The sequence below is a fragment of the Deltaproteobacteria bacterium genome, from assembly GCA_011773515.1.
Classification (GTDB): domain Bacteria; phylum Desulfobacterota; class Deferrimicrobia; order J040; family J040; genus WVXK01.
In genome coordinates this window covers 1-5,748 of record WVXK01000031.1, presented here as the reverse complement: position 1 = coordinate 5,748, position 5,748 = coordinate 1, and the positions used below count along the sequence as shown (strand labels likewise).

Annotated in this window: 8 protein-coding genes; all 8 read right to left on the bottom strand. The window is 58.0% G+C overall.

What is annotated here, in order from left to right; all coding sequences use genetic code 11:
- The coding region (gspK, locus tag GTN70_03610) for a type II secretion system minor pseudopilin GspK (GenBank protein ID NIO16075.1) at nt 1-944 on the bottom strand (944 nt) is incomplete at its 3' end.
- On the bottom strand, nt 941-1,597 hold the full coding sequence (locus GTN70_03605; protein ID NIO16074.1) for a prepilin-type N-terminal cleavage/methylation domain-containing protein: 657 nt from the start codon (nt 1,595-1,597) through the stop codon (nt 941-943). The genes gspK and GTN70_03605, both read right to left, overlap by 4 nt.
- Nucleotides 1,594-1,962 carry a prepilin-type N-terminal cleavage/methylation domain-containing protein gene (locus GTN70_03600; GenBank protein NIO16073.1) on the bottom strand — a complete coding sequence of 123 codons (369 nt, stop codon included), beginning with the start codon at nt 1,960-1,962 and terminating at the stop codon, nt 1,594-1,596. Before GTN70_03600 ends, GTN70_03605 begins: the two co-directional genes overlap by 4 nt.
- Nucleotides 1,937-2,431 (bottom strand): prepilin-type N-terminal cleavage/methylation domain-containing protein, encoded by a 495-nt coding sequence (locus tag GTN70_03595; protein ID NIO16072.1) that lies wholly within the window; start codon nt 2,429-2,431, stop codon nt 1,937-1,939. Before GTN70_03595 ends, GTN70_03600 begins: the two co-directional genes overlap by 26 nt.
- Nucleotides 2,424-2,858 carry a type II secretion system major pseudopilin GspG gene (gspG, locus tag GTN70_03590; GenBank protein ID NIO16071.1) on the bottom strand — a complete coding sequence of 145 codons (435 nt, stop codon included), beginning with the start codon at nt 2,856-2,858 and terminating at the stop codon, nt 2,424-2,426. The genes GTN70_03595 and gspG overlap by 8 nt, the downstream gene beginning before the upstream one ends.
- A gap of 11 nt (nt 2,859-2,869) precedes the next feature.
- Nucleotides 2,870-4,084 carry a hypothetical protein gene (locus GTN70_03585; protein NIO16070.1) on the bottom strand — a complete coding sequence of 405 codons (1,215 nt, stop codon included), beginning with the start codon at nt 4,082-4,084 and terminating at the stop codon, nt 2,870-2,872.
- Between the two features lie 14 nt (nt 4,085-4,098).
- On the bottom strand, nt 4,099-5,589 hold the full coding sequence (gene gspE / locus GTN70_03580) for a type II secretion system ATPase GspE (protein ID NIO16069.1): 1,491 nt from the start codon (nt 5,587-5,589) through the stop codon (nt 4,099-4,101).
- Nucleotides 5,586-5,748 (bottom strand): hypothetical protein (locus tag GTN70_03575; protein ID NIO16068.1); only part of this gene is annotated, 163 nt, incomplete at its 5' end. The genes gspE and GTN70_03575, both read right to left, overlap by 4 nt.

The following is a 5,748-nucleotide window of genomic DNA, read 5'->3' as shown; positions in this document are numbered from 1 at the left end:
ACCTTTTTCCCCTCGCGCAGGAGCTTCGATTCCATTCTCACGTTCGTGTCGTCGATGGACCCTTTTACGGAGACGGAGAAAACGGTGCTGCCCGCCGTGATGACGTCCCGTATCCGTGTCTGCTTGTACAGCTCTTCGAGGGAGGAGGAGACCTTGGACAGGTCCTCGGCTTTTTCGAACGGGTTCTCCAGCCGGTACTCCATGATCTCCTCGACGGCGGAGCGGTCGATCAACGACTCGAACTCGGGATCCTCCCCCCGTGCAAGGCAGATGAGGATGGTATCCGGCGCCGTGTTGATGTTGATCTTTCCGCTTCCATGGACGGTCACGTAGGGGTAGAGGGCGCGGAAGACCTTTTCGTCCACCCCCCTGACGAGCTTCAGTTCATACACGGAGTCGAAAAGGTCGTTTTTTGCCCCGAAGGCGGGCTCCCGGGTCTGGTAATAGGAGGTTTCGGCGCCCCCGATGCGGGGGGTGTCGTCTGCGTCGAGCCAGTCGAGAATGGCGTCGGTCAGTGAAATGTCGAGCTCGAGGCGCTCGAGAAGGGCGTCGAAGATGGCCACCATCTTGACGTTTTCCGATATGCCGTTGGGTAGGATAAGGGAGTTCATGTTGATCCTTCTCTCCTCGTCGACGACCACCACTTCCGCATTTCCCTCGCCGAAGCTGATCGGCGGGGAAGGGCGTGACCATATCTCGTCGAGCGTGTCGTACTCGTTCATGTTCCGGTCTTCTTTCAGGGCGATGATCGCCGCTTTGATCCCCGCGTCGGCGAGGTAGCGCGATTTCGCCTTCTCCTCGAAGCGCGTGGCCAGCTCGGCGTCTTTCGATGAGAGCGTCGCCGTCGACAGGACGGTTGCGGTTACCAGTCCCAGGACCATGAGGGCAAGGACAATGGCGATCCCGTCCTTTTTTCCCATGTCGGGCAGCGTCGAGCACTTCACTTTCTTCTCCCCGAGTTGCCAAACCGGCTTACCTCTTTCGTCAGGCCGATGAAAAATTCTTTTTTCACGGAACCGCCGTCGGTGAATGCGATGGCGACGGCGACCCTGTCCGGCAATTTCAGTTTGCTTTCCGCCTCCCACTCCTCGTCCTCCGTATCCTCCCCCGTCACGGCGAGGATTCTGAAGGAGGATATATCGGTGAGCAGGGTCTCGCTCATCGAATCCCCGTAGGCAGGCACCTGGGGGTTTGGCTCGATCTCCCTCACGATGAAGACGTTTCCATCGTCGTCCATCCCCGGCTTGTAGGTAACCCTGACGATGTCCGTCGCCCCGGGGTCGACAGAGACGAACTGGTGGGAGAAGGATACGAAGGAAAGCTCCGATACGCTCTCTCCCGCCAGGTTCCTTTCGGTGAGCGAAAAATCCGAATAGGGAAGGTTGCTCGAGTAGAAGGCTCCCGTAACGTCGCCCGAGAACTGGTTCATGAACAGCACGATCTGCCGGTACTTTTCCGAATAGCGGTTGAGGGCCGCGGCGGATCCCGTCAATCCTGAAAACGACGTGTAGAGGATCAGCGTCAAAAGAGCCGTGATGGCAAGCGCCACCAGCACCTCGACCAGGGTGAAGCCGCCTCTGTTTGACCTCTCCGTCATCTTTGCGCCAGCCCGGCAAATGTTATCGATTTGCTGTTTCCCTCGACCTCGTAGAAGAGCGTGACGTTGACTTCGAGGGCGTCGGGGTGGGGCGTCTCGGTTACCTGAACCTTGTAGGTGTACGAAAAACCCTCGCCCTCTATCTCGCCCGTGCGGATTCCCGGGTCGGGAAAGCGCGCCAGCTCCTCGTTCAGCAATTTTTCCCCCTCCGCCAGCGCCTCCAGCCTGTCCATTACCGACCGCTCGATCGATATGGAGTTCGAATTGATGTTGAAGGTCAGGAAAAGGGTGAGCGAGACGATGGCGAGGGCGACGAGAACCTCCAGGAGGGAAAAGCCATCACATCTTTTCAGTAACGGTTCCATCGGTTATTTCCACCCTGCCGGTAAACGGGTTTATCGTTATCGTGTGGGATTTTTGCTCCTCCTTCTCCTCGACGACGATGAGGGTCCGGGGAACATACCCCATGGGGGAAACGGGGATTTCGGCGTCCTCCGTGACGTAGTTTTTGCCGAAATTCGTGGTTACCGAGGTGATGGACAGACTGTCGGGCACCTGCAGGCTCCAGCGCTTCGTGAGCTCCCCTTCCTCCGCGGTGCGGTATCCCTCGATGGTTCTCTCGGAAATACGCACCGCGATCCTGCCCTCCTGCGACGAGAACAGCGCGTCCTCCAGCATCGATTCTACGTGGACGGCCAGCTTCCTCATGAACTCCTCCGAAGATTCGGAGGAGACGATCGAGACTTTCGGGAGGGCCGTCCAGAGAATGAGCGATATGATAAAGAGGACCACCGCGAGCTCTATCAGCGTAAACCCCCGGGGGTGGTTACTCATCCAAGGACGTGATGTCCGCATCTTCCCCCTCGCCCCCGGGGATGCCGTCGGCCCCGTAGGAGACGATATCGTAGTCGCCGCGCTCCCCGGGATAGATGTAGATGTACTCAGAGCCCCAGGGGTCCTTCGGGACCCTGTCGATGTAGGCTTCGTTCCGGTAGTTTGCCGGGACCCTTCCTATTTCAGGTTTCGTGACCAGCGCCTGAAGGCCCTGTTCGGTGGAGGGGTAGAAGCCGTTATCGAGCTTGAAGAGTTTCAGCGCCTGCTCGATGTTCCGTATCTGGAGCTTCACCTGTGTTTTCTTCGCCTCCTCGGTCCGTCCCACCAGCTTCGGGATGACCAGCCCGGCCAGGAGGCCCAGGATGATGATGACCACCATGATTTCGATCAGGGTGAAACCCGCTCTTGCCCACTCTTTTCTGTTCATCGGTCCTCCGGTCACCGCAGTATCTGGCTGAGGTTCAAAAGGGGGAGCATGACGGATATGACGATAAACGCCACCAGGCCCCCCATAACGAGAATTATAACAGGCTCGATGAGGGATAAGAATCTCTCGAGAAAATTTTCATATTCCCTCTCGAAGGCCTGTGCCGCCTTTTTCAGCATGAAATCGAGATTGCCCGACTCCTCTCCCACGCTCACCATCTGGATCAGTATCGGGGGGAAGATCGGCTCCTGTTTCATCGTCCCCGCGAGGGGGGCACCCTCCACCACCCGTTCCCTCAGGTGCTGTATCCTGTCATGAATGACGGAGTTTCCCGTCGTCCCCGCCGATATCATGAGGGCCTTTTCCATGGTAAGGCCGCTCCGTATCAGTGTCGACATGGTGCTTGAAAACCTCTCCATGGCGACGCAGATGCTCAGCTTCCCAAGGAGGGGGATCTTCAGCTTTATCGCGTCGATCCGTTCCCTCCCCGGGGAGGAGGCATAGTATTTCCCGTAGAGCACGTAACCACCGATGATGGCGAGCGCCAGCAGCCACCACGCTTTTCCCAGGAAACCGGAGATGGATATCAGTATTTTCGTTGAAAGGGGAAGCGCCGTGCCGAGGCTGTCGAATATGGTGGTGATTCTCGGCACGATGAAGGTGACCAGGAACACGACGACGAGCGTGGCGATAAGGAGCATCAAAATGGGGTAGGTGAGGGCGCTTTTGATCTTCTCGGTGAGCTTTTCCTGCTCCTCGAGAAAATCGGCCAGGGTATTGAGGGAGAGGTCGAGGGTCCCGCTTTCCTCCCCGGCCCTGACGATATTGGTGTAGATGTCGGGAAAGAGCGACGGGAACGGGGAAAATGCCTCCGCAAGGCCCTGCCCGCCTTTTATGTCCTCGAGGACCGTCAGGATGAGCCCCCGCAGCCGGGTGTCGTCGGTCTGGTCGGCGATCGACTCGAGCGACCTGGCCGCCGGGACCCCGGCAGATATGAGGGTGGCAAGCTGCCGGGTGAATATGGTCACCTGGTTCTTCGAGGGGAGGGTCGTCTGGAAGAAACCCCGCCTTCCCTTTTTCTCCCCGATGACCTTTTCCGTGATGTCGATGGGGTAGAAGTCCCTTCCCAGAAGGATCGTCCGGGCGGAAGATGCGGAATCCGCTTCTATTTGCCCCTTTTTTTCGGCTCCCCTCTTATCGAGCGCTCTGTAGGAGAAGACAGGCATAGAGATTGATACGTTTAATCCTCTTGTTCTGTTGTGACCCGAAGGACTTCCTCGAGACTCGTTATCCCTGCATAGGCCTTGAAGATTCCGTGCTCCCTGATCGAGGCCATTCCCGATTGCTCTGCTTCGGCCCGTATCGTGTCGGCGTCGGCTTTATCCGTTATCAGGCGGTTTAGCTTTTCCGTCACCGGCATCACCTCGAAGATGCCGGTCCTTCCCGCGTATCCCGTGTTGAAACACTCGCTGCACCCCGATGACTTGAAGAGGGCGGGTATTTTATATTTTTTCCCGATGAGCTCCAGCTCCCCCTTGGTCGGGGCATGTTTTTGCTTGCAGTGGGGACACAGCTTTCGGATGAGCCTCTGGGCCACGACACACTCGACGGAGGAGGAGATGAGAAAGGGCTCGACGCCCATGTCGATGAGGCGGGTCACGGCGCTCGGCGAGTCGTTCGTGTGGAGCGTGGAAAGGACCAGGTGCCCCGTGAGCGACGCCTGGATCGATATTTCCGCCGTTTCCCCGTCCCTGATCTCACCCACCATGATGATGTCGGGGTCCTGCCTGAGGATCGACCGGAGCCCCCCGGCAAAGGTGAGGTTGATCTTGGGGTTCACCTGTATCTGGCCGATCCCCTTGATCTGGTACTCGACCGGGTCTTCGATGGTAATGATGTTTTTCCTGGACGCATCGAGGCTGCGCAGCGCTGCATACAGCGTCGTGGTTTTTCCGCTCCCCGTGGGCCCCGTTACCAGGATGATGCCCGTCGTGTTCTTCAGGTATTTTGCAAACAGGCCGAGCTGCCCGCGGGCCATGCCGAGGTCCTTCATTCCCAGGAGGATGCTGGAGCGGTCGAGTATTCTCAAAACAACCCGCTCGCCGAAGGAGGTGGGGACTATGGAGACTCGGATGTCGATGTCTCTCCCGCCGAGCCTCACCTTGATCCTGCCGTCCTGGGGAAGCCTTTTCTCTGCGATGTCGAGGCCTGCCATGACCTTGATCCGGGATATGACCGGCGCGTGCAGACCCCGTGGCAGGGTGACGACGTTGTAGAGCACGCCGTCTATGCGGTTTCTCACGACGAACTCTTTTTCGTAGGGCTCGAGGTGGATATCGCTCGCTTTCTGACGGATGGCCCGGAAAAACATGGAGTTTGCGAACTTGATGATGGGGGCTTCGTCCTGGCTGTCCAGAAGATCCGGGCTTTCCTCGATCCTCGACTTGAGCTCAAAGATGTCCCCGTCGAGGCCGTTTGCGGCAAGGTAATCACCGTTGTCGGAGGCCAGCTCGTAGGCCTCATCGATGAGTTTTAAAACCTCGTTCGACGGCCTGGTCAGGTATTTCCAGATCCCCGTGAGACGCATCAACTCGTCGATGATCTCCTGCGGGGTCGTCGTGGACACGACGAGCACCATTTTGCCGTTGTCCGTGCAGGGGAGGGCCTCGTATTTCCTGGCGTACCCTATGGGGATATTCTTTATGAGCCCGGCTTCGGGCTTGATGTTCATCTGTCCGACCCTTCCTTGTCCGGTTTTTGTGCTTTTATGGCGAAACCGCCCACCGTCCCGCTCGACTCCTCAAAGTCCAGATCCCAGGTGAGCTCCCCCTCCGGGGCATGATCGATGTCAAAGAGGTTGAACAGGATCTTCATCTGCTTCGTGTGGGAG